We start from the raw sequence: 24,043 nt of genomic DNA on the forward strand, positions 1-24,043 counted from the left end.
CACATAAAGGCCCTAACAATATGTTAGGGCTTTTTGTTTTTTACAACTAAGTAGTTGCTTACTTTTGCAGTATTATTTGCAACAATGAATACAGAAACTATTTTTAACATAAAAACTAAAGAGGATTTTAATACTGCTGCGCTAGCTGTATTTAATTTTCAGTATAAAAACAATTTAGTTTACAGTGAGTTTTGCAACCATTTAAATAAAAATAGTCACAACGTAAACCATTTTACAGATATTCCGTTTTTACCTATTCAGTTTTTTAAAACCAAAAAAGTACTTGTAAAAAACACTACGCCAGAAGTTACATTTAGCAGTAGTGGCACAACTGGCACTGTAACAAGCAAACATTATGTTTCTAACGTACAAGTGTATATAGATAGTTACCTAAAAGGTTTTAAATATTTTTACGGAGATATTAAAAAATATTGTGTTTTAGCGCTATTACCATCATATTTAGAGCGTAAAGGTTCTTCTTTAATTTATATGGCAGATGACCTTATTAAAAAAAGTGAACACCCAGATAGTGGCTTTTACTTACATAATATTAACGCTCTTGTTTCTAAATTAAAATTACTAGAAGAAAACGGCACACAAGTACTTTTAATTGGTGTTTCTTTTGCCTTGTTAGATATGGCAGAGCAATACAATTTACATCTTAAAAATACCATTATAATGGAAACTGGTGGTATGAAAGGTAGAAGAAAAGAACTAATTAGAGAAGAACTACACCAAGAGTTAAAAAATGGGTTTGGTGTTACAGAAATACATTCTGAGTACGGAATGACCGAGTTACTTTCTCAAGGTTACTCTAAAGGAAACGGTATTTTTAATACACCACCTTGGATGAAAATTTTAACTAGAGATCCAGAAGACCCATTAACACTTCAAAAAAATGGAAAAACAGGAGGGATAAATGTAATTGACTTAGCAAATGTAAACTCTTGCGCTTTTATTGCTACTCAAGATTTAGGTAAAGTACACACAAACCAAAGCTTTGAAATTATTGGTAGGTTTGACAATTCTGATATTAGAGGTTGTAATTTACTGGTTTTGTAAATTAATATAAAACCCTATCATAATTTGCTGGCAGCATATTTCTTTCTTTTACAAAAGATCCTGATGCCGTAAACCAGAATTCTTTTAGAACTTTTTTACCATCTTTTCTTCCCTTAACAATAAGTCTGTACTGCATATTAGGCTCCATTAAATTCATAAATGCACTTTTAAGTACAGAAGCTTCATCTTCCTTAGATTGTACTGGATATTGCTGATACATTCTTATAATTTTAAATTTATCATAAGAGTACACCAATTGGTTATTTATAGCCGTAAAAGCTTCAAAAGGAAAATCTACTTGCTTTATTCTAAACCCAATATTTTGTAAATCTCCATTGTTAGAATATTGCATATGGTAGTGGAGCTTAACCTTTTTAAACTTGGTAGTATACACAACTTCTTGCGGACCAACTTCCTTATAGTATTTTATTTTTTTAACATCATCACCTAGTTTTTCCTTAGTATATAAAACCTCTGGGAACTGAGATTTTAAAATTCTGTGTTCTCTTTCTATTTTATTTTGCGCTACAATTGTTATCACACAAAAAAAAAGTAGAACAACAGAGAAACCAATCTTTTTTAATCTAAACATACTACACTTCATTATATCTAAAACAACTAATTTCATGATCATTAACCATACCTGTTGCCTGCATAAACGCATAAACAACCGTACTACCTACAAATTTAAATCCTCTTTTTTTTAAGTCTTTACTTATAGCGTCAGACAAAGGCGTGTTTGCAGGCCCTTCTTTATAACTAGTTAACGCATTTTTTATTGGCTTGTTGTTTACAAAGCTCCATATGTAAGCACTAAAACTACCAAACTCTTTTTGTATTTTAATATAAGCAGCTGCATTGGTTATAGCAGAGTTCACTTTTAGCTTATTTCTAATAATACCTGCATCTTGTAACAAAGCATCTATTTTATCTTGTTTGTAATTTACAATTTTTTTATAATCGAAATTATCAAAGGCTTTTCTAAAATTTTCTCGCTTACGTAAAATTGTTATCCAACTTAACCCAGCCTGAAAAGTTTCTAAAATTAAAAACTCAAATAACAATTTATCATCCTTTACAGGAGTTCCCCACTCTTTGTCATGATATGCCTCATACAAATCATCTCCTACACACCAACCACATCTGTGTTTTTCCATTTGAATAAATACTTAAAATTAAAATATAAAACTACAAGTAAAAAAAACACAATAAAGTGAATATTCTAAAAAGTAGTTGACAAAAGTAGTATTACCAAAATTTAAAGTTAAAGTTAAGTCTACCTTTAATGTTAAAAACTAACATTTTTCAGTTTGTTGCTGCCACTACTTTTGCAGCCAATTAAATAACAAACTATAAAAAATGGAAACAAAATACAAGAATTACTTACGGGTAATAGCTTTATTTATTTTACTAGGAACATCACTTAACTCCTATGCACAAGCTACAAATGCAACTATTAAGGGCTCTGTAAAAGATAATATTGGAGAACCTCTTATGGGCGCAGAAATTGTGATAAAAGATATTTCTACAGGCTTTATCTCTGGTACATTAACAAATGAAAATGGCGATTTTAAATTTCAACAACTCCCATTAGGCGGACCATATAAGGTTACGGCAAAATACCTAGGTTTTTCAGAATCTGTTAGAGAAGGCATTATGCTTAATTTAAGTGATGCAGTTACTATTAATTTTGAACTACAAGAGTCTTCTACAACATTAAATGAAGTTGTAGTATCATCTAACAGTTTATCTAAAAGAATTGAACAAATTGGTGCTTCTACTAAAATTGGCGCAACGCAAATTAAAAAACTTGCTACAGAAGGAAGAAACTTTACTGGTTTAACTAGTTTATCTCCACTACAAGGTGGCGGAAGCTATAATTTAAGCGGACAAAGAGGAACTTCTACCAATGTAACTATTGATGGTACAAATGCAAGAAACCAACTAACTGCTGGCGACATTGGTAGCGGACCGTACACAATATCACAAGAAGCTATTAGAGAATTTGAAGTTTCTACTAATGATTATAATGTTACACAAGGTAGGCAAGCCGGAGGATCTATTTCTGCTGTAACCAAATCTGGTACTAATGAATTTAAAGGTAGTACTTTCTTTTACCACAGAGCAGATGGTCTACAAAGTAAATACAACATTCAAGGTCAAGAGCGTACTGCAGATTTTTACAATTCTCAGTATGGTGTTAGCTTAGGCGGACCAATAATTAAAGACAAGCTTCATTTTTTTGCTGTTTATGAAAGGCAAGATGCTGGGGAACCAAGATATATTGCTGATATACAAAGTACAGATGATGAAAACAGATTAGGCATAACACAAGACAATTTAGACCGCTATTTAAGTATTGGTAGAAACTCTTATGGCTTGGGTGACCAACAACAAATAGGTCAGTTTGACCGTGAAACAGAAGCAAACAACCTTTTTATTCGTTTAGATTGGCAAATAAATGATAAGCATAGACTTACACTACGTAACTTATACAACAAATGGGACAATCCTTTTAGTGTTAGTGATAACTCTAGTATAGAATTAGCAGAAACATATTCAGATTTTGCATCTAAAGAAAATAGTACTATGCTTTCTTTACGTTCTATGTTTAGCCCTACTGTAACTAATGAGTTTAAGTTTCAGTACCAGCACGCAGAAAGAGCTTATACACCTAGCTCACAACTGCCGTCATCTAATATACCAAGAGCAATAGTACAAGTAACTTCTGTTTTACCAAACGGTAACAACAGCACTAAAAGTGTACAGTTAGGTGGGCAACGTTATTCTCCTGAAACTAATGTAGAAAACCAAATACAGTTTACAAATACTACCTACATTAATACAGATAATGCAAACTTTACCTTTGGTACAGATAACATGATTACCTCATTAGAGACATTACTTTCTAACGAGCAAAATGGTCGTTTTTATTTTGATTCTTTAGATGATTTTGAGAACTTAACTCCTTCTAGATACGCTAGAGAAGTACCTTTACAAGGTTTACCAATTGTTAAACAAACCGTTTTAGATTTATCTTTATTTGCACAAGTAGATTTTGATATTACTCCAGATTTAAACTTGGTAGCCGGTGTACGTTGGGATGCCACTAAATTTTTAGATGCTGCAGAATACAATCCGGTAGTAGACCAAGAGCTAGGTATACATACAAATGAAAAATTAGACGATTACAATAACATACAGCCTAGGTTTCAGCTTACATACAACTTAAAAGGAGAAAATAAAGATGTGTTTAAATTAGGAGGAGGCGTTTTTTCTGCTCAACCTCACTACTACGCACAAGTAAACAACATTCAAAATAGTGGTACACTTTTAGGCGCTATAGATGTTACTGGTAGCAATGTTCCTACGCCAGATTTTCCATCGTACAGAAACAACCCTAACACTGTACCTGGTGTACCTGCTGGCGTTACTCCTTTTTCTACAATAAATGCTGTGGGTAAAGATTTTGAAGTACCAACAACATACAAAGCTAACTTAAGCTATACTCACTTTTTTGGCAGCAAATACAGCCTTGGTTTTAATGCTTTGTTTAGTCATACTAAAAACAACTACACATACCAAGAAGCCAATTTAGTTAAAGAGCCTTATTTTGTTACAGAACAAGGAAGAGAGGTTTTTGTACCTGCAAATACAATTACAGAAAACGGATCTACAGACTGGAAAAACTCTAGAATATCTGACCAAGTTGGTAGAACTTTGGTAATGACTTCTGATGGTGTGTTAGACAATCTTGCTTTTGTATTAGAGGGTTCTGCGCAAATTGGTAAAGATGGTTACCTAAACGCAAGTGCTACTTTTAATAGATCTAAAGACAACTCATCTTACAACTGCTGTGTTGCCAACACCTCTACTTTTTTACCAGTATCTGGAGATCCTAGAGATTTAAATTATGGTTTTGCAGATAACCATTTTGATACTAAACTGGTTGTAAACGGTGCTACACCTACCTGGAAAGGTTTTACATTAGGCGCAAAAGTAATTGGCCAAGGAGGTACTAGATACACTTTTAAAGTAAACAGCAATACTAGTGCTAACGGTGACTTTAACTTAAGTAATGATGTTGCTTACATTTTTGATCCAAATGACCCAAGCACTCCTCAATCTATTATAGATAGCTATAACCAAATATTAAATGACCCAGAAACTCCAGATGGTTTTAAAGAATACCTTAAAGATAGTTATGGTGGTTTTGCTGAGCGTAACGGTGGAAAAAATCCTTTTTCTGCTGTAGTAGATTTAAGATTGCAAAAACGTTTTGAAACTAAAAACAAAAAACAAGGTTTAGAACTATCTATGGATATTTTCAACTTTGCCAATATGCTAAATAAAGATTGGGGACAGTCTCACAACTTTGGAAATAGAAATTTAATGAGAATAACTGGTTTTGATCAAACAAACCAAAACTATGATTATTCTGTACAAACTTCTAGCGGAACAGAACCTATAAACGGAACTCCTTGGAGGTTACAATTAGGAGCTAGATATACCTTTAATTAAGAATTTTAATTTTTGTTTAATAGTGGAAGGGTTTGCTGATTAAATTAAGCAAACCCTTCATTTTAAAAAATGATATGAAAAAAATTATATACATACTAAGCCTTATAATTACCGCTCAAATTTGCGAGGCTCAAGAAAAGCAAATCACAGAACATGTAATCTTAATTTCTGTAGATGGTTTTAGACCAGATTTTTATTTAGAAGAAAAATGGCCTGCTCCTAATTTAAAAAAAATGGTTAAAGAAGGGGTTTCTGCTAAAGGAGTTAGAGGTATTTTTCCTTCTGTAACATACCCATCACACACTACATTAATTACAGGTGCTTACCCAAAAGAACACGGTATTTACTACAATAGTCCTTTTGAAGACAAAGGGCAAACTGGCCGTTGGTACTGGGAAAACAACCTTATAAAAACAAAAACACTTTGGACCGCTGTTAAAGAAGCTAACAAAACAAGCGCTAGCTTTCTTTGGCCTGTGTCTGTAGGCGCAGATGTAAACTATAACATACCAGAATACTGGTATTTAAAAGGAGGCTACGGTAGCATTAAACCTATGCGTGATTTTGAAACTCCTAAAGGTTTTTTAGCTGAAATGGAAGAAGAAGTACTGGGAAAATTAAATAAGAATACATTTAATGGCGATTATTTAAATAGAGAAGATAGAATTGGAGAGATGGCTGCTTATACGCTTGAAAAATATAAGCCAAACTTTATTTCTATTCATTTGTTTGCTGTAGATCATTTTCAGCATGAGCAAGGCAGAGATGGCGAAAAAGTATACACTTCTATTGCAGCAGTAGATAGGGCTATTGGTAAAATTATGGAAGCCTCTAAAAGAGCAGGTATAGAAGATAAAACAACATTTATTATTACTGGCGATCACGGTTTTGTAGATATACATTCTGCATTAAACCCTAACATTTGGTTGGTTGAGGAAGGTTTAATGGAAGATAAAAAAGATAGAGGAAATTGGAAAGCTGCTTTTCATACATCCGGAGCTTCTGCTTTTTTAATGGTAAAGGATAAAAAAGACAAAAAAACTATTGAAAAAGTCCGCAATAAACTAAATAATTTACCTGATAATATTAAAAAATTATTTAGAGTGGTAAATAGAGAAGAACTAGATAAAATTGGTGCAGACCCAAATGCTGTATTAGCTTTAGCTCCAATACCTGGCATTGCAATGTCTTCTAGAACTAATGGCAACATACTATCTCCTAGAAGAGGAGGTACACACGGTTTTTTTCCAGACTTTAAAGAAATAGAAACTGGTTTTATTGCTTTTGGAGCAGGTATTAACAAAGGTAAAACCATAGAAAAAATGGGATTAGAAGATGTGGCTCCTGTAATTAGCCAGTTACTTAAACTAAATTTTACCGCAAAAGACGGTATTCTTTACCCTGGAATTTTATCTAAAGTAAACTGATTATTTTTTAAAGCATTAGCAATAGTTTGTCGGGTGGCTCCAATAAGGTCACCCTTATCTTTTTGTGTTAGCAAACAATGTATATTGTGTACTTTACCTTTTACATCCAAAACATCTATAGTATAAACGGTTTTTAAAAAATTTAATTTACCTATTATAGAACGCTCATTTACTTTACATAATTTTTTTTCTGCTAAGCACCACCTCTTAGTTAAGTAAGCAAAAAACCATTCAGCTGCTTCTGGATTCCCCTTTACTTCATTTTTAAAAAAATTTAAATCATAACACCTAACTTTTACATCCACTAAGGTTTTAGCATACTCAGAAAACTGACCGTTTAGGTACTTTAAATTACCAAAAAAATCTCCCGTATGTATAATATCATAAGTATACTCCTCTCCCTTTTCTGAGTATCCTCCTAACTTAACAGCTCCTGAAACAATTTCATAAATATAATTTTCAACTATTGGTGGCTGGTATATGTAGGCATTTTTTTTGTAAATAATTTCGGTAACAAAATTTCCTAGCGTATCATCACCTACTTCTTTTTTCAAAAATTCATACAACAAAAATTTTTTTTGACTTCTAAAATCCGGACGTAAAACCTGCATAAAACTTTATTTATTTTTTAAAAAATCAAATCTATTTTTTCTATGTTAGAAATCTATTATTTAAAGTTTAAGTTTACTCTACTATGTTAAATAATTGTAACACAACACTGTTAAACTTATCCTAACAACATACATTGTAAGTTTTTATAATTTTCTACTACCAATATGACGATTATCATCTTATATAAATAGTTTACAACCTATTTTTGAAAAACAAAAGAACAAGTTTAGTTATGAGTACAACAAATACATTAAACAGCAGTGTAACATCGCTTATTACAGAAGCTATTTCTACTGCAAGCACATATACAGAGTACAGAGAACAAATGCGCAATTTAGTAGCTAACAACAAGTCTACCGGAGAAATACAATCTGATGCTTTAGCAAACTATACGATGCTAAATGACAAACGTATGAAGCGGTTAGATAAAACAACAAAGCTACCCGATGCTACTATTAGCAAAATAAAACAAGTAACTGCTAAAGTTACTTGGCTTGTATTAACAGAGAGTTGGTGTGGAGATGCTGCACAGTCTATGCCTGTAATGCAAAAATTTGCAGAACAGAGTTCTAATATTAATGTAAAAGTGATTCTTAGAGATGAAAATTTAGAGCTGATGAATCATTTTTTATACAACAACACATTATCTATACCTAGACTTATTGCTTTTAATGAAGATACACAAGAAGTTATAGGTGATTGGGGGCCAAGACCAAGTAAACTAACTAAAATTGTTGAAAATTTTAAAGCTAAAAACGGAAGTTTAACTCCGGAGTTTAAACAAGAGTTACAAGTGTGGTACAATAAAGATAAAGGAAATACTATTATTGAAGATCTTACACAATTACTTGCCTTGAAATAGGTAAGTAATTGTTCCTTTTTGGCGCTCCTTAGATGCGTTGCTAAATTTAGACTTTAATGCATATTCAATAGCATTATCTACCAAACAACCATTACTAGTACCAGAACTTTTTTTATTAAATTCTGCATCTATTACATTGCCTAAATTATCTACTACTATATTTATAACCACTTTACCTCCTTCTATACAAGTGTATGTTGGTGGTGGCAAATCATAAGCGCTTCTTTTTACTAATGAAAAAGAAATAGACGTTTTACGTTTTGCTAAGTTATGAGAAACCTCATCTTTTTTAGCGTCTTTTTCACCTAACTTTTGTTTGGCTTCTTTTCGTTTTTTTGCTAATTCTTTCAAACTGGCTGCGTAACCATTTTCAGAACTCACTAATTTAGAGTTAGGATCGCTTTCCGCATCAGACTTAGCCTCTTCCATTAACTCTTCAAGCGTTTTTAAAGGCTCTGGATTACCATAAGTTGGTTTTGCCTTTTCATTATACGCCATATGGCTTTTAATTTCTTGCTGCTGCGTAGGTTGTTGCTCTTCTTCTTTCTGCATCTCCTCTAACTCCTCATCTTCTTCTAGCATAGCTAATTCTACCACATACTCTTCCTTCTCCTTTGCTCCTAAATGTATATTGTATAAAGACAATATAACAATAGACATAGAAAAGAATGTGATTAAAAATGATAAGTATCTACTATCTTTAAACATATAACTTATAACCTTGTTTTTATAAAAATATTTTATTCTTAATCAAAAAAGGTGTTTTTTTACTACTCTTTTGGTTTAGGCATCCCCAATACTGTTGTATGAAAATCTGCTGGGGTTATTGCATTATCTACGTTAAAATCACCTATTTTGGTTCTTCTTAAAGCAGATAAATACCCACCACTTTGCAGTGCTTTACCAAAATCATTTGCTAAAGAGCGTATGTAGGTACCTTTACTACACACTACTCTAAACTCTATTTCTGGTAAATTTATATTGGTAATTTCAAACTCAGTAATTTCTATTTCTCTAGATTTTACTTCTACTGCTTGTCCTTCTCTTGCATACTCATACAGCCGTTTACCATCTTTTTTTAATGCTGAAAAAACTGGTGGCACTTGTTGTATTTTTCCAATAAAATTAGTTGTTGCTGCGTGTATTTTTTCTGTAGTTATATGTTCTGTTGGATAGGTCTTTTCCACTGCGGTTTCCATATCATAAGACGGTGTAGTTGCCCCAACAGTTATGGTTCCTGTATACTCTTTTATTTGGCCTTGTAGTGTAGGTATTTTTTTGGTGAATTTACCTGTGCATATAATTAATAAACCCGTAGCTAATGGATCTAAAGTACCAGCGTGACCAATTTTTATTTTCTTTAAATCAAATTTTCTGCGAATACCCCATTTTAAAGCGTTTACTGCCTGAAAAGATGACCAAGTTAACGGCTTATCTATAAGCAATATTTGTCCTTCTAAAAATTCTTCTTTAGTTGTCACGCTATAAAAATTAGATTATTATTAACGGGTGTACAAAGTAATGAATTGCTAATATAGCCAACCCAACTACAATACGGTAATAACCAAACATTTTAAAACCGTGTTTACTTAAATACCCTATAAATGTTTTTATGGCTAATAGTGCTACTAAAAAACCAACTACATTACCAATTATTAACAAGTTAATTTGCTCTCCTGTTAAGGTGTACCCTAGCTTATAAAAGTCGTAACTCTTTTTTAATGTTGCGCCTAACATTGTAGGTACTGCTAAAAAAAAACTAAACTCTGCCGCTACAGTTCTAGATAGTTTTTGAGACATACCACCCACTATACTTGCACCACTTCTGCTAACTCCTGGTATCATAGCCAAGCACTGAAAAAAACCAATTTTTAATGCGGTTAAATACGTAATTTCTTTTTCTTCAGAGTCCGCAAACCAATGGTCTACTCGTAATAAAATAACACCACCTATTACTAAGGATATGGCTACTGTTAACGGGTTTTCTAGTAATGAGTCTATTACATCACTTAACAACAACCCTAAAACAACAGCAGGTATAAATGCTACCAATAGTTTTAAATAAAAATCTACACTCTGAAAAAAGCGCTTAAAGTAAAGTACAACTACAGATAGTATGGTTCCTAATTGTATTACTATGGTAAATAATTTTGTAAATTCTTCTTGGGCAATACCAAAAAAAGAAGAAACTATAATCATATGCCCTGTAGATGATACTGGTAAATACTCAGTTATACCTTCTACAATTGCTAAAATAATTGCTTGTAATATGTCCAAAATTTAGTTTTTCTTCTTGTGCGGATTTAACAAAATGGCATACACCTCTATGCCTAAACCTATTAGCACCAAAGTTGGTGCTAGGCGAATTCTTCTAAAATTATATATTTCAGGATTAAAAACATTAGGATCATCACTACCACCACCACTCATTAAAACAAAACCCAGTGTAAGAAAAACTAGGCCAATAGCCATAAAAATGTAATTCTTTTTCTGAAAAATAAATTCTTTTTTAGAGCTTTCTTCTGTGGTGCTATTATTTTTTTTCATTTTGTAAAAAATTTAATCCTTGTTTAATTTTTAACAGTGCAAATCTAATAATATAAATCGTCTGTCCTAAGATTTAAGAAACGTTGTGTAGCTAAAAATGTACTTATAAACGAAATTAAGACGCCTAAAACAAAAATAGCTGCAAAAAGCAACGCTAAAGTTGTTGGGTCTTTAAGCAGTGTTAACTCCGGAAAAAAATCGTTTACGTAATATATAGTCACCGCCAAACCTATCATTGCAATTAAGGCTCCCAACATACCCAATTTTATGTTTGTCCATAAAAATGGTCTACGTATAAAACGCTTTGTAGCCCCAACCATTTGCATTGTTTTTATAATAAAACGTTTAGAGTAAACAGACAGGCGTATAGAGCTGTTAATTAACAAAAATGCAATAAATGCAAATATTCCGCTAGCTACCAAAATCCATAAACTAATTTTTTTAACATTATCATTTAATAATGATATCAAAGGCTTATCATAACTAACCTCTTCTACATAGTCTTTTTCTTGTATGGTTTCTGCTATTTCTTCTATTTGGGTAGGAGATACAAAATCTGCTTTAAGTTGTACATCTATAGAGTTCTTTAAAGGATTATATCCTAAAAACTCTATAAAATTTTCACCAATAGCTTCTGTATGTTGTTCTGCAGCTTCCTCTTTAGACACAAATACTGCTTGCTTTGTATAGTCTGCCATAGCTAAACTTTTTTGCAATTGGTCTATTTCTACCTGTTTAGCCTCATCCTTCAAAAATACAGAAACAGTAATTTGCTCTTTAAAATGATCTGCCATTTTTTTGGTATTAAGCACCAACAAACCTAGCACACCTAGCAAAAACAACACTAAGGCTATACTAAGCACTACAGAAAAATAGGAGGAAATTAACTTCCTTTTTTGATAACGTTCAAAAGATTTACTCATAACTTATAACAATACGTAAAAATAGTAAAGTAATTTGTAATAATACATTTTAAAGGTATTTGTAATTAGTAATCTACAAAAAACAAGAATAAGCTTATTGTAAATTAACACTTTTTGGCATAGTAGTTGTAAAATCCTACAAAACAAAAAACATATAATTATGAAAAAAACTACCTTTTTACTTTTAGCAGCTCTTTTTGTTTATAGCAGTAATGCCATTGCTCAAAAAATAAATTATGGCGCAAAAGCAGGTTTAAATGTTTCTAATTTGTACGGCAACAATCAAGACAAAAATAGCCTTGTTACTTTTCACGCTGGTTTCTTTACTCAAATCGAAATTTCAGAAAAGCTAAATATTCAACCAGAGCTACTGTACTCTAGGCAAGGCGCAGATTTAAACAGTCTGTACAAAGCAAAATTAGACTACATATCTATTCCTATTCAATTTAAATACAACGTATTACCTAAGTTCTTTTTACAAGCCGGTCCACAGGTTTCTTTTTTAGTTTCTGATAAAGCTGTTTTTTATGACGACAATATTGGCACTTTAGATACAGATGCCAAAAGTGTAGATTTTGGTTTTAACACTGGTATTGGACTTAATTTAGGTGCTGGTATTTTTACAGAAGCAAGGTATAATTTTGGCATTACTACAGTTGCAGAAAACCCAGATATTAAAAACGGCGTGCTACAAATTTCATTAGGCTATATCTTTTAAAAAATATCATTAAACACCTTGTTTTGCAGGGTGTTTAAGTTTTTAAATACTAGTAAAAGCAATAGTAGGCTGTTTGGCTTGTAATTCTTAAATTTGCCCCATTCTAAATAGCAGAAGACAAGCATATGAACTACGATTTTAAAGAAATTGAAGCCAAGTGGCAAAAATATTGGGCAGAAAACCAAACTTTTAAAGCAGAAAATAATTCTGATAAAGAAAAATTTTATGTTTTAGATATGTTCCCTTACCCTTCTGGTGCTGGGTTACACGTTGGACACCCACTTGGGTATATTGCCAGTGATATTTATGCTCGTTACAAAAGACACCAAGGGTTTAACGTTTTACACCCAATGGGATACGATTCTTTTGGCTTACCAGCAGAACAATATGCTATACAAACAGGGCAACACCCTGCAATTACTACCAAAACTAATATAAACAGGTACAGAGAACAACTAGATAAAATTGGTTTTTCTTTTGACTGGAGTCGTGAAGTACGTACCTCTAATCCTGATTATTACAAATGGACACAGTGGATCTTTATTCAGCTATTTAACTCTTGGTACAATAACAACACCAATAAGGCTGAAGATATTTCTACACTTGTTAATTTGTTTGAAAAAGAAGGAAACGCAACCGTAAATGCTGTTTCTGATGATGATATTAGTGTTTTTACTGCTGATGAATGGAACGCATTTGACACTAAAAAACAACAAGAAATTTTATTACAGTACAGACTAACATACTTAGCAGAAACCGAAGTTAACTGGTGCCCTGCTTTAGGAACAGTATTGGCTAATGATGAAATTATAAACGGAGTATCAGAACGTGGCGGACATCCTGTTATTCGTAAAAAAATGACACAGTGGAGTATGCGTATTTCTGCTTACGCACAACGTTTGTTAGACGATTTAAATACCATAGACTGGCCACAACCTTTAAAAGACTCACAAACAAACTGGATTGGGAGGAGTCAAGGTGCATCTGTTACTTTTAATGTAAAAAATCATAAAGAGCAAATAGATGTTTTTACCACTCGCCCAGATACTATTTTTGGTGTTAGTTTTATGACTCTTGCTCCAGAACATGAGCTAGTAGCAACCATTACTACTCCAGAACAAAAAGCAGAGGTAGATGCCTACATACAAGCCACTGCAAAACGTAGTGAGCGCGAGCGTATGGCAGATGTAAAAACTATTTCTGGCGCATTTACGGGTGCCTATGCAGAACACCCTTTTACAAAAAAACCTATTCCTATTTGGATTGGAGATTACGTATTAGCGGGCTACGGTACCGGAGCAGTAATGGCTGTACCTTGTGGTGATCAGCGCGATTATGATTTTGCTAAACATTTTAATATTCCTATTCCTAATGTTTTTGAAGGCGTAGATATATCTGAAGAAGCACACGCAGATAAAGACAAAACTATAATTGCCAATTCAGATTTCCTAAACGGTTTACCGTACAAAAAAGCAATGAAACTAGCCATTTACGAGCTAGAAAAAATAGGACACGGTAAAGGTAAAATTAACTACCGCTTGCGCGATGCTGTTTTTAGCAGACAACGTTACTGGGGAGAACCTTTTCCTGTGTATTATGTAAATGGTATGCCACAAATGATAGACGCTAAACATTTACCTATTACCTTACCAGAGGTAGAAAAATACTTACCAACAGAAACTGGCGAACCACCACTAGGTAATGCTAACGTTTGGGCTTGGTGTACTAAAGAAAATAAAGTTGTAGACAATAGTAAAATTAACAATGAAACTATATTTCCGTTAGAGTTAAACACAATGCCAGGTTGGGCAGGTAGTAGTTTTTACTTTAACCGTTATATGGACCCTAATAATGCAGATGCCATATTTTCTGATGATGCTATTAACTATTGGCAAGATGTAGATTTATATATTGGTGGTAGTGAGCACGCAACCGGTCACTTATTATACGCACGTTTTTGGCAGAAATTTTTGTTTGATAAAGGCGTTGTTCCTAAAAATGAGTTTGCTAAAAAACTGATTAACCAAGGAATGATTACAGGTACTAGTGCTTTTGTGTATGCAATAAGTCTAAGCACAGAAAGAAATCAAAAAAGTTCAGATTCCCCAAAATGGAATTCTATTCCAACCGTTTTTATATCTAAAAAAATATTCGACTTTTATGACAAGATCAAAAAAGAAGAAAACGTTAGTGATGGATCTAGGAATATTTTAAAAAAATACCAAGAAAAATTCGAAGAAGTTAGCCATAAATTAACAGAAATATACCATTTAAAAAACACAGAAGAACCAAAAGATTTAAAAATAAAAATAGACAAATACACACCTCTTATCATACCAACACACTCTGATGTTTCTTTTGTAAATGCTTCTGATGAATTAGATATTGAAGCTTTTAAGAACTGGAGAGAAGAGTATAAAGATGCTATTTTTATTGGAGAAAACGGTGAAGTTATTGATGGTGACAATGACAAATATATTGTTGGTCGTGAGGTAGAAAAAATGTCTAAATCCAAATACAATGTGGTTAGTCCAGATAGTATTTGTGAAGAATATGGCGCAGACAGCTTGCGTTTGTACGAGATGTTTTTAGGCCCACTAGAGCAATCTAAACCTTGGAACACTGCTGGTATTACAGGTACACACGGTTTCTTAAAAAAATTATGGCGTTTATATTTAGATGATAATGGCGCTAAATTTACAGATGCTGCACCAACAAAAGACAATTTAAAAACATTGCACAAAACCATTAAAAAGGTTGCAGAAGATATAGAGAACTTTTCTTTTAATACATCTGTCTCTACCTTTATGATATGTGTAAACGAGTTGTCTAGTCAAAAATGTACTAGCAAAGAAATTTTAGAAGCCTTAGCTATTTTAGTTTCTCCTTACGCTCCGCATATAGCAGAAGAGTTATGGCAGCAATTAGGACACAACACTTCTATTGCTACAGCTCCTTTTCCTAAGTTTGATGCATCACACCTTGTAGAAAGCAGTAAAGAATATCCTGTTTCTTTTAATGGTAAAATGCGATTTAAACTAGAGTTACCTTTAGACTTATCTAAAGATGAAATTGAAGCTACAGTAATGGCACACGAAAAAACTATTGCTCAATTACAAGGTCGCGAACCTAAAAAAATAATTATAGTTCCTGGAAAAATTATAAATATTGTAGGGTAACAACACAAAAAAGCAATTTAATTTTACACATACCCCTGTTTTTACAGGGGTGTTTTTTTATTAAAAGTGATTATTTTAACCTCACACCCCTTATTTTTATCGATTAATTAGAAATACTTTTAATAATTAATTTAATTTAGCACCAAAATCTAAAATAGTTAATTATGATTGTTGGTATTCCTCAAGAAATTAAAAATAACGAAAGCCGAGTTGGTATGACACCAGGTGGGGTTTTTGAATTGACAAAAAATAACCATACTGTTTATGTACAGTCTGGAGCTGGTTTAGGCAGTGGTTTTAACAATGAAGATTACCAGCAAGCTGGCGCAGCTATTTTAGACACTATTGCTCAAGTGTACGCAATGAGTGATATGATTGTAAAGGTAAAAGAACCTATAGAAGAGGAATACAACCTTATAAGAGAAGGACAAATTTTATTTACATATTTTCATTTTGCATCTAGTGAAGCACTAACTAAAGCAATGATTAAGCAAAAAGCCATATGTATTGCTTACGAAACTGTTGAAGACAATGACGGCACTTTGCCACTACTAACTCCAATGTCTGAAGTTGCAGGAAGAATGGCAATACAACAAGGTGCAAAATACTTAGAGAAACCTGTTAAAGGTAGAGGTGTACTTTTAGGTGGCGTACCTGGTGTTGCTCCGGGTAAAGTTTTGGTTTTAGGCGCTGGTGTTGTTGGCGTACAAGCTGCTAAAATGGCAGCTGGTTTGGGCGCACACGTCACCATACTAGATGTAAACATGAAACGCTTACGTTATGTTAATGATGTAATGCCACCACACGTTACAACAGAGTTTTCTAACGAGTTTAATATTAGAAAACACATAAAAACACATGATCTTATTATTGGCGGTGTGCTTTTAAAAGGTGCTAAAGCTCCAAACCTTATCACCAGAGATATGCTAAAAGAAATGAAACCAGGTACTGTAATAGTAGATGTTGCTGTAGACCAAGGAGGCTGTGTAGAAACCACCAAACCAACTACCCACCAAGATCCAATTTACATTATAGATGATGTTGTACACTACTCTGTAGCTAATATGCCAGGAGCTGTACCATACACATCTACAATGGCATTAACCAATGTAACACTGCCATACACCTTAAAACTAGCCAACTTAGGGTGGCAAGCAGCTTGTGAACAAGATGCCTCTTTACACAAAGGTTTAAACATTGTATCAGGAAAAATAGTTTACAATGAAATTATTGAAGCTTTTGGCTGGGAAGAAGCATTAGCATAAATACAAACAACTGTCAGTAAAATAAACCTCGCTAAATTTGGCGAGGTTTTTGCTTTTTAATTGTTATATTTATTTTTTAAAACACAAACTATGTATACATATTATATTATTATAGGTGCAGTTGCTTTAGTGAGCTGGATTGTTAGCAACAGGCTAAAAAGCAAATTTAAAAAGTACTCTAAAGTACAATTGCGCAACGGTATGAGTGGCGCAGAAATAGCAGAAAAAATGTTGGCAGATAATGGTATTAGAGACGTAAAAGTTATCTCTACCCCTGGTATGCTTACAGACCATTATAACCCAGCAAACAAAACCGTAAACCTTAGTGAAGGTGTTTACAACCAACGTAATGCTGCTGCTGCTGCAGTTGCTGCACACGAATGTGGACACGCTGTGCAACATGCTACAGCATACCAATGGCTAACAATGCGTTCTAAATTAGTGCCAGTTGTTAGTGTAACATCAAGTATGTCTCAATGGGTAGTTTATGGTGGTGTTGTTCTAATGGCGGTATCTGGTGTTGCTGGCGGTGTAGGATTTTGGATAGCAGTTGCCGGTTTGGTAATGATGGGCTTTGCCACATTGTTTAGTTTTGTTACTTTACCAGTAGAATACGATGCTAGTAACCGTGCATTAGCTTGGTTAAAAAACAAAAATATGCTTAGCCAAGAAGAATATGCTGGCGCAGAAGACGCATTAAAATGGGCTGCCAGAACATATCTTGTAGCTGCTTTAGGTGCTTTAGCATCATTAGTGTATTGGGCTTACCAAGTATTTGGACGAGATTAATTTTTATAAAAAATACAAAAAGCAAAAAGGGTGTCTACTTAAAGACACCCTTTTTTATTGGACATAATGACGTTCTAAAAAATTCCCCCAAACCATTAGAACTAACTGTAGTTAGCGTTATACATTACGCCCAATTATGCATTGCTAAATGTTTATGTTTAGGTACAAAGACAATCTATTTTTTACCTCAACCTTACCATTATTTAAATCTTGATCTATTGGCAACATTGTAGTTACCCCTAACGAGTATGTTTTGTAACTAGTCTCTACACTAAATTTTCCAAAAAAAACATTACCTCCTGTGTTTAACACTGTTAATCCGTAAGACTCATCTTCATCATAATTTTCTCCACTAACACCAACTGCAGGCGTTAATGCAAAATCATTAGACAAGTAATATGTTTTATAAGTATTTAAACCATAGTTTAACTGATTACCAAACTGATAATCTTTAGTGTTTTTTGTTTTAAACGTATAATTTACCATTGCAGACATCCCCCAATTGTTATGTGTAAGTCCGTAATTAACTGCAGTAACATAATCCCAACTTCCGGTTCCTAATTGAAAACTAGTGTTTACACTTCCGGTATTATTAGCCCTATCAAAACTACCTGTTGGCATTTTTACTCCACCACCAACTTGTAAAGAGTGCTGCGGACCAACAACCATAATACTATCTTGCTTTGCTAAAATTTTATAAAACCCCAACAATGTAATATCTCCCAAACCATTAATATTTTGAGAAGACTCATTTGCAAACTCTCTATTATGAAAATGATAAGGAACTATAGCGTTAACTAAAAAACGCTTACCCAAAGGTATTCTACCCCAAGCCTGTAATGTATTAAAGTTTTCATCTATCCAAGGTGAATTGTTAAATATACCATCTCTAGACCTGTAACTTTGAGATATGTAACGCACACCTGCAAAATTAGTGTCTAAACCTGTACCAAACCCCATACTACCACCATTACCACTACAGCCACAAGTATCGCAAAAGTCTTCAAAAACGTAATGCTTTGTTGTTGCTGTTGCTGGCAAACTGTCTGTTGGTTCTGTTTTATGCATTGCAAACGCATTACACGCAACCAATAGACACGTTATTATTGTTAAATTTTTCATATTCTATTTTTCTGAAAATCGTTCGTCCGTTAAAAAAGTATTATCTGTAAGGGTGTTTAAAAAGGCAATAATTGCCACCCTTTCCTCTGCTGTTGTAGCAATACCCAATCTCTCACCACTACGCAATAAAGGATCTAAGGTTTGCGAGTCTACAACTCCACTATCATAAAAAGCAAGTACCGCCTCTAAAGACCCAAATCTACCATCATGCATATACGGTGCAGTAACCGCAATATTTCTAAGGCTGGGCACTTTAAACTTATAATTGTCCTCTGCAAAACCAGTTACTACACTCCTACCTAAATCATTTAATTTGGTATTGGGTTGCAAACCATTATTTTTAAAACTACCATCAGAAAATAATGCTGTAGCGTGACAACTAGCACATTTTTGCTCAAAAAGTACCAAACCTTGCTGTTCTATCTCTGTTAGTTGCACTTGGTTATTTATGTACTTATCATACTTAGCATCTGCAGAAATCATAGTGACCATAAACTGTGACAACGCTAACAAAAAATTTTCAGAATTTACCTCACCATCTTCAAAAGCCGCAGCAAAAAGTGCTTTGTAGTCTGGTTTATTTTTCAGCTTTGCTATCACATTTTCTAAGGTCTCATCCATTTCTACCTCTGTAGTAATAGGAATTACAGGAAAAAGATCTAAATGACCCGTTGCACCATCCCAAGCAAAATTTTCTAAAAAAGCCATATTTTGTACAGGAGGTGTATTTCTTGTCCCTTCTAAATCGTTTACGCCATGGCTAAATGTATGTCCGTGATGAGTAAACGCATATTTTTGTTCATGACAAGTACCACATGAAACCGTACCTGTAGAAGACACTGCACCTTCATAAAACAATTTACGGCCAAGTTCTATTCCGTTTTTTGTTAACGGATTGTGAGCTAAATTATAAGTTACTTCAGGGAAATGAGCAGGCACCTCTAACTCTACCGGAATATTAGTATACCCATCATCATCACTCTGGCAACTTACAAAAGCCAATACAACCAAAAAGAAGCTAATTTTTTTCATTACAACTAAAAAAAGAAATAATAGGTGCCACAAGCCCAGCTAAAACCAAAACTAAAACCAGGCCTGCAACACACAATTATTAATTAGTGACTGCTGTTACCAGCTTCGTTGTTGTGTACATGATCTATTTTAAATGCTAACGGCACATTAGTTGCCACTTTCACTGCACCTTCGCCACCCATTATAGCATTGTCATATGCCTCTAAACTTACAGCCTCAGCAGCTGTTAAAAGTTGATTTGCATCTGTAATAATATGTACTTCTGGAGCCATTACTTCATTTACAATAATTGCAGAACCAGAAGGCACCTCTATAGTAGTTTCTGTATAGTTTGTAACCTCATCACTAGCTCTACCTAAGTGTACCCAGAACTGCTCATCTGTAGTTGTGTTAGATGTGTAAGTACCTTCAAAATTAATGTACTTGTAACCTGCAGCCCAAGACCACGTCATGTCATACTCACCAGCAGCATCCCAAAACTCTCCTGCTCCGCTTAATCCCTGGTTGTACTTTTCTCTATCTACACCAATACCAAATTTAACAGCTGTGTATGTACCTGCTGGCACATCTTCTAAAACTACTTTTGTATTGTCTGCCAACTCATCATTAGAATCTTCACTAATAATAAAGTAGCTACTTTCTTTTGGGTAAGTGTACTCCATACCATCCTCATCTATTAAAACAATATTACTTACTATGTAATTTAAACGAGATACGGTTAAGGCCTCACCATTAGCATTTGCTGTATTAGCATTACCTATTATTAAATTGTTTCCTGCAAAACCATTATCAAATTCTAGTGTAACTTGTCCTGGGTTAACATTGTCCATTTCTCCGTCATCATCAGATGAGCAAGATGCCAATGCAATTAAACTAAAACTTACTACTATCGATTTTAAAAATTTTGTTTTCATTTTAAATTTTTACTATTTCCTTATTTTTTATGTGATTTTATTAGATGTTTAGCTTATAAAAAAGAATTAAAATAAAGGCGTGAATACTTAAGAAAAGAATCACCTGAATTATTTTTTTAATAAAATAAACTGAGACGTTGTTAAGCTATAGGCTGATTAAAAAACAGCACAACAAATGATGATTTTTCAATAAAAACTGAAAAAGCAACACAAACAATAAGCTTAACTAATAAAATTTAAGAAATAGGAGGACGTAAAAGGCTAAAAACCGATTTAAAATGATAGTTACTCTCTGCAGAAAGTATTTTTGATTTTTTTTGAGGTGAAATTTGTGTGCTTACAAAAACATCTTGGTTATTTTGATGAAATAACAACTGAAATTCTGACTTTACAACACCCTGCTCATTGTGTTCTTCTTGCGTAGATTTTTCTATAGATTTCATTAACGCACATTTACCATTACATTCTAGTTCTGGTTTATCTTGGTTAATACACAGTACTTTAGAAATATAATCATAATTAACCACATACTCCATAAACGGAAATATTGGCTTTAAGCAAATAACAATTGCAATTATGAGTAAGGTCTGTTTCACGCCGCAAATTTACAATTAAAAAAAATTAAACCTAGAACATTTGTCATAAATAGCTACAATTATATTTGTATTTGCCTATCTATTTGCTGGTTTAAAGAAATAAAAGTTTCGGTTCTAGAAACACCTTGTATTTGCTGTATTTCTTTATTTAAAACATGCATAAGATGCTCATTATCTTTACACAACACTTTTATTAAAATAGACCAGTTGCCTGTAGTATAGTGGCACTCTAAAACCTCTGGAATTTTCTCTAGCTCCTTAACAGCCTTTGGGTTGCTCATTGCCTTATCTAAAAAAATACCAATGTATGCCATTGTAGTATACCCTAAAACTTTTGGGTTAATAACAAACTTAGAACCGGACATTAGTCCAGATGTTTCTAACTTACGTAAACGTTGATGGATAGCTGCACCAGAAATTCCTATTTTACGAGCAATTTCTAAAATAGGCTTACGAGCATCTTGCATAAGATACCTTATAATTTTTTTGTCTATTCCGTCAATTTTTATTCTATCGTTATCAAATTTCATAAGTTTAGCTATAAATTAACTGTAAATATACTTAAATAGCGTTAAATGTTAACTATGTAGTTTAGCAGAATTGTATCCTTTATATTCTGTGTTATACTCTTTAAATACAATCCCAAAATTCTGTAATTCTTTTAAAATAGGGTCATACACCTCTTTGGTAATAGGTATTTGTACACCGTAAGTTTTTATTTTGTTATTTAAAATTAACAGAGCTGCCATTGCTACCGGTAAACCAACAGTTTTTGCCATAGCTGTATGCGTTTGGTTTTTACCCAAAGCAACCATATTAGAATCTATTTGCTTGTTTTCTCCGTTAAGGCTGTACCCAAATTTATGGTACATCACAATCATATCTTTATCATCCTTATCTAGTGTCCAGCTTTGTTCTAAAATTTGCTGTAGTATTTGTGCTGGCGTCCCATTTTTAAGTGTTATAAATTTGGTGTCGTCAAAAAGGTGTAGTTCTAACAACTTGCCCCACATTACATCATCTTGATCTATTTTTAAGTAATGGCGTAGTTTTAGCTCTACAGAATCTGTTGGTGAGTACGGTAAAAATAAATTTGTAAATGCCCTGTAGCTCATATTCTCAGAGTTTTCAATAGTATAGCTATCATCTGTCATTCCTAATTCTACAAGCATATTCCACGCCTTAGAAAAACCAACGCGGCGCATAGTGCCTCTGTATAAGGTAAGCACATCTTGCAAACCATACGCTTCTCTGTATTTTAAAGAATCTCTGTTTGCATACCCCTCAAACCTACCAAAACCTTCTACATTAAAAAACTCTGTTCTTCTAAACAGTTTGTTATAAGGTATATATTTATAGGTACCTTCTTGTATAAATTTTGCCGCACCACCTTGTCCAGCAACCACTACGTTTCTTGGGTTCCAAGTAAATTTATAGTTCCACAAATTAGTATCGCTCTCCGGCGCAACCAAACCACCTGTAAAAGACTCAAACAACAACATTTTACCTCCTTTTTCTCTAATGCTATCTATTACTTGCATAGCACTCATATGGTCTATACCAGGATCTAGGCCAATCTCGTTCATAAAAACAAGCTTGTTGTCTTTTACCTCTTTATTTAAACCAAGTAACTCATCACTAACATAAGATGCTGTAACCAAATGTTTTTTAAAATTAACACAATCTTTAGCTACTTGTATGTGTAAACTTGCTGGCAACATAGATATTACTAAGGTTGCCTTTTGTACCAGTTTTTGCCTTTCTTCTATATTAAAAATATCTAAACCAACTACACTACAAGCCTGATGATTTGCTATATGTGGCGCTATATTTTGTGGTTGTAAATCTGCAATAGTAATATGTAAGCTTTCTTCAGCAGCTTTTTCTAGTAAATAATCTAATAAATAAGCGGTAGATTTTCCGGCACCTAATACAAGTATTTGTCTTAACATATGTTTTATTACTTTTGGTTGTGATACTGATACAATGATCAGTTTTGTTACATTTATAAATTTACAAACGTTTTTTGTTATGAACAAAACAATTTTAAGTGCTGGAGTATTTTTTGGTTTTACTGCAGTAATTTTTGGAGCCTTTGGTGCACACGGATTAGAGAATTTGGTAGATGCTAAAGCAATAGCATCATACAAAACAGGAACACAATACCAAATGTACCACGCACTTTTATTGTTGGTTTTAGGTGTACTACCAAAACTTACAGAAAAGCATAAAAAGCAAATTTTTTACGTTTTGGTAATAGGTATTTTTCTGTTTAGTTTTTCTATATATATTTTAAGTATTGATACAATTTTAGGATTTAATGCAAAATCTATAGCACTTGCAACTCCAATTGGTGGATTATTTTTAATAATTGGATGGTTTTTATTGGGTTATCGTATTTTTAAACATTTTAACTAAACATTTGACAATTAAACTATATAACTGCAAAATTTTTTTAGCTTTGCATTAACAAA

At 33.2% G+C, this 24,043-nt stretch carries 23 protein-coding genes; 9 read left to right on the forward strand and 14 right to left on the reverse strand.

What is annotated here, in order from left to right; all coding sequences use genetic code 11:
• Window positions 1-84: 84 nt before the first annotated feature.
• Window positions 85-1,062 (forward strand): LuxE/PaaK family acyltransferase, encoded by a 978-nt coding sequence (locus CELLY_RS04495; protein ID WP_013620472.1) that lies wholly within the window; start codon window positions 85-87, stop codon window positions 1,060-1,062.
• Window position 1,063: 1 nt separating this feature from the next.
• Here CELLY_RS04495 and CELLY_RS04500 read toward each other — a convergent pair whose 3' ends face one another.
• Both CELLY_RS04500 and CELLY_RS04505 read right to left on the reverse strand, forming a co-directional pair.
• Window positions 1,064-1,603: a hypothetical protein gene (locus CELLY_RS04500; RefSeq protein WP_148228885.1), complete on the reverse strand. Its 540-nt coding sequence runs from the start codon at window positions 1,601-1,603 to the stop codon at window positions 1,064-1,066.
• A 52-nt stretch (window positions 1,604-1,655) separates the two neighbouring features.
• Window positions 1,656-2,219: a DNA-3-methyladenine glycosylase I gene (locus CELLY_RS04505; protein WP_013620474.1), complete on the reverse strand. Its 564-nt coding sequence runs from the start codon at window positions 2,217-2,219 to the stop codon at window positions 1,656-1,658.
• Between the two features lie 202 nt (window positions 2,220-2,421).
• Between CELLY_RS04505 and CELLY_RS04510 the strand changes: the two genes are divergently transcribed.
• Both CELLY_RS04510 and CELLY_RS04515 read left to right on the forward strand, forming a co-directional pair.
• Window positions 2,422-5,583 carry a TonB-dependent receptor gene (locus CELLY_RS04510; protein WP_013620475.1) on the forward strand — a complete coding sequence of 1,054 codons (3,162 nt, stop codon included), beginning with the start codon at window positions 2,422-2,424 and terminating at the stop codon, window positions 5,581-5,583.
• A 74-nt stretch (window positions 5,584-5,657) separates the two neighbouring features.
• On the forward strand, window positions 5,658-7,010 hold the full coding sequence (locus CELLY_RS04515) for an alkaline phosphatase family protein (RefSeq protein ID WP_013620476.1): 1,353 nt from the start codon (window positions 5,658-5,660) through the stop codon (window positions 7,008-7,010).
• Here CELLY_RS04515 and CELLY_RS04520 read toward each other — a convergent pair.
• The gene (locus CELLY_RS04520; protein WP_169309916.1) at window positions 6,980-7,564 is read right to left on the reverse strand and encodes a Crp/Fnr family transcriptional regulator; all 585 of its coding nucleotides are present in this window, start codon (window positions 7,562-7,564) and stop codon (window positions 6,980-6,982) included. The genes CELLY_RS04515 and CELLY_RS04520 overlap by 31 nt on opposite strands.
• A gap of 290 nt (window positions 7,565-7,854) precedes the next feature.
• On the opposite strand from CELLY_RS04520, the gene CELLY_RS04525 reads away from it, so the two are divergent.
• Window positions 7,855-8,484, forward strand: a complete 630-nt coding sequence (locus CELLY_RS04525) for a thioredoxin family protein (protein ID WP_013620478.1) — start codon at window positions 7,855-7,857, stop codon at window positions 8,482-8,484.
• On the opposite strand, the gene CELLY_RS04530 is transcribed toward CELLY_RS04525, so the two are convergent.
• The 5 genes from CELLY_RS04530 to CELLY_RS04550 all read right to left on the reverse strand — a co-directional run bounded on the left by CELLY_RS04530 (window position 8,467) and on the right by CELLY_RS04550 (window position 11,954).
• Window positions 8,467-9,144: an energy transducer TonB gene (locus tag CELLY_RS04530; protein WP_244847066.1), complete on the reverse strand. Its 678-nt coding sequence runs from the start codon at window positions 9,142-9,144 to the stop codon at window positions 8,467-8,469. The genes CELLY_RS04525 and CELLY_RS04530 overlap by 18 nt on opposite strands.
• Window positions 9,145-9,254: 110 nt before the next feature.
• The gene (truB, locus tag CELLY_RS04535; protein WP_013620480.1) at window positions 9,255-9,965 is read right to left on the reverse strand and encodes a tRNA pseudouridine(55) synthase TruB; all 711 of its coding nucleotides are present in this window, start codon (window positions 9,963-9,965) and stop codon (window positions 9,255-9,257) included.
• Window positions 9,966-9,975: 10 nt separating this feature from the next.
• Window positions 9,976-10,761, reverse strand: coding sequence for an undecaprenyl-diphosphate phosphatase (locus tag CELLY_RS04540; protein WP_013620481.1), 786 nt, complete (start codon window positions 10,759-10,761; stop codon window positions 9,976-9,978).
• A gap of 3 nt (window positions 10,762-10,764) precedes the next feature.
• Complete coding sequence (locus CELLY_RS04545; protein WP_013620482.1) at window positions 10,765-11,031, reverse strand: DUF3098 domain-containing protein; 267 nt, start codon at window positions 11,029-11,031, stop codon at window positions 10,765-10,767.
• A 44-nt stretch (window positions 11,032-11,075) separates the two neighbouring features.
• The gene (locus tag CELLY_RS04550) at window positions 11,076-11,954 is read right to left on the reverse strand and encodes a cell division protein FtsX (RefSeq protein ID WP_013620483.1); all 879 of its coding nucleotides are present in this window, start codon (window positions 11,952-11,954) and stop codon (window positions 11,076-11,078) included.
• A gap of 160 nt (window positions 11,955-12,114) precedes the next feature.
• On the opposite strand from CELLY_RS04550, the gene CELLY_RS04555 reads away from it, so the two are divergent.
• From CELLY_RS04555 to CELLY_RS04570, 4 genes are all read left to right on the forward strand, one after another.
• Complete coding sequence (locus tag CELLY_RS04555; protein ID WP_013620484.1) at window positions 12,115-12,672, forward strand: porin family protein; 558 nt, start codon at window positions 12,115-12,117, stop codon at window positions 12,670-12,672.
• A gap of 125 nt (window positions 12,673-12,797) precedes the next feature.
• Complete coding sequence (locus CELLY_RS04560; RefSeq protein WP_013620485.1) at window positions 12,798-15,851, forward strand: leucine--tRNA ligase; 3,054 nt, start codon at window positions 12,798-12,800, stop codon at window positions 15,849-15,851.
• 164 nt (window positions 15,852-16,015) lie between these two features.
• Window positions 16,016-17,116 (forward strand): alanine dehydrogenase, encoded by a 1,101-nt coding sequence (gene ald / locus CELLY_RS04565; protein WP_013620486.1) that lies wholly within the window; start codon window positions 16,016-16,018, stop codon window positions 17,114-17,116.
• A 90-nt stretch (window positions 17,117-17,206) separates the two neighbouring features.
• Entirely contained in the window at window positions 17,207-17,905 is a 699-nt protein-coding gene (locus tag CELLY_RS04570) for a zinc metallopeptidase (RefSeq protein WP_013620487.1), read from the forward strand.
• A gap of 144 nt (window positions 17,906-18,049) precedes the next feature.
• Here CELLY_RS04570 and CELLY_RS04575 read toward each other — a convergent pair whose 3' ends face one another.
• The 6 genes from CELLY_RS04575 to CELLY_RS04600 all read right to left on the reverse strand — a co-directional run bounded on the left by CELLY_RS04575 (window position 18,050) and on the right by CELLY_RS04600 (window position 23,521).
• Window positions 18,050-19,027, reverse strand: coding sequence for a transporter family protein (locus tag CELLY_RS04575; RefSeq protein ID WP_081457530.1), 978 nt, complete (start codon window positions 19,025-19,027; stop codon window positions 18,050-18,052).
• A 3-nt stretch (window positions 19,028-19,030) separates the two neighbouring features.
• Window positions 19,031-20,059: a cytochrome-c peroxidase gene (locus CELLY_RS04580; RefSeq protein WP_042256646.1), complete on the reverse strand. Its 1,029-nt coding sequence runs from the start codon at window positions 20,057-20,059 to the stop codon at window positions 19,031-19,033.
• Window positions 20,060-20,142: 83 nt separating this feature from the next.
• Window positions 20,143-20,973 (reverse strand): MbnP family protein, encoded by an 831-nt coding sequence (locus tag CELLY_RS04585; RefSeq protein WP_013620490.1) that lies wholly within the window; start codon window positions 20,971-20,973, stop codon window positions 20,143-20,145.
• Window positions 20,974-21,209: 236 nt separating this feature from the next.
• Window positions 21,210-21,569, reverse strand: a complete 360-nt coding sequence (locus CELLY_RS04590; RefSeq protein ID WP_013620491.1) for a hypothetical protein — start codon at window positions 21,567-21,569, stop codon at window positions 21,210-21,212.
• Between the two features lie 59 nt (window positions 21,570-21,628).
• Entirely contained in the window at window positions 21,629-22,099 is a 471-nt protein-coding gene (locus CELLY_RS04595; RefSeq protein ID WP_013620492.1) for an Lrp/AsnC ligand binding domain-containing protein, read from the reverse strand.
• 48 nt (window positions 22,100-22,147) lie between these two features.
• Window positions 22,148-23,521: a saccharopine dehydrogenase family protein gene (locus CELLY_RS04600; protein ID WP_013620493.1), complete on the reverse strand. Its 1,374-nt coding sequence runs from the start codon at window positions 23,519-23,521 to the stop codon at window positions 22,148-22,150.
• A 79-nt stretch (window positions 23,522-23,600) separates the two neighbouring features.
• Between CELLY_RS04600 and CELLY_RS04605 the strand changes: the two genes are divergently transcribed.
• Window positions 23,601-23,987, forward strand: a complete 387-nt coding sequence (locus CELLY_RS04605; protein ID WP_013620494.1) for a DUF423 domain-containing protein — start codon at window positions 23,601-23,603, stop codon at window positions 23,985-23,987.
• Window positions 23,988-24,043: the final 56 nt, after the last annotated feature.

The organism is Cellulophaga lytica DSM 7489 (assembly GCF_000190595.1).
GTDB classification, from domain to species: Bacteria; Bacteroidota; Bacteroidia; order Flavobacteriales; family Flavobacteriaceae; genus Cellulophaga; species Cellulophaga lytica.